The sequence below is a fragment of the Cupriavidus sp. FW305-F7 genome (assembly GCF_058782875.1).
In genome coordinates this window covers 1-563 of record NZ_JBYSYC010000147.1, presented here as the reverse complement: position 1 = coordinate 563, position 563 = coordinate 1, and the positions used below count along the sequence as shown (strand labels likewise).

The 563-nt window shown below is 68.4% G+C and carries 1 protein-coding gene; it reads right to left on the bottom strand.

Going from position 1 to position 563, the window contains the following annotated elements; genetic code table 11:
- Positions 1–563: acyl-CoA dehydrogenase C-terminal domain-containing protein (locus AC3WL8_RS40015; RefSeq protein ID WP_492380272.1), on the bottom strand; the 563-nt coding region annotated here is incomplete at both ends.

The following is a 563-nucleotide window of genomic DNA, read 5'->3' as shown; positions in this document are numbered from 1 at the left end:
GGATCCTCGGCGCGCTTGGCATCGGCAGCCAGCATCGCGCGGCCGAACTGCCAGCCGGAGAACACGATGCCGCACAGCTTCAGGTAAGGCACGCTGCCGGCAAAGACGGCGTTCGGGTCGGACTTGGCATTGGCCACGACAAACGCCACTACATCTTCCAGCGCCGCGCGGCCCTTGGCCAGTTGCGCCTGCATCGCCGTGAACGCAGTGCAGCCATGCTTGCCCAGCGCAGCCTCGGTCTCGGCGATCTGCGCGCAGATCGCGCGTGCCACGGCGCCGCCGTCGCGCACGGTCTTGCGGCCGATCAGGTCGTTGGCCTGGATTGCGGTAGTGCCTTCGTAGATCGGCAGGATGCGCGCATCGCGGTAGTGCTGCGCCGCGCCGGTTTCCTCGATAAAGCCCATGCCGCCGTGCACCTGCACGCCCAGGCTGGTGACATCGATCGACAGCTCGGTGCTCCACCCCTTCACCACCGGCACCAGGAACTCGTAGAAGGCCTGGTTCTGCCTGCGCACGGCCTCGTCGGGATGCTGGTGCGCCGCGTCGCTGGCGGCCGCGGCCAC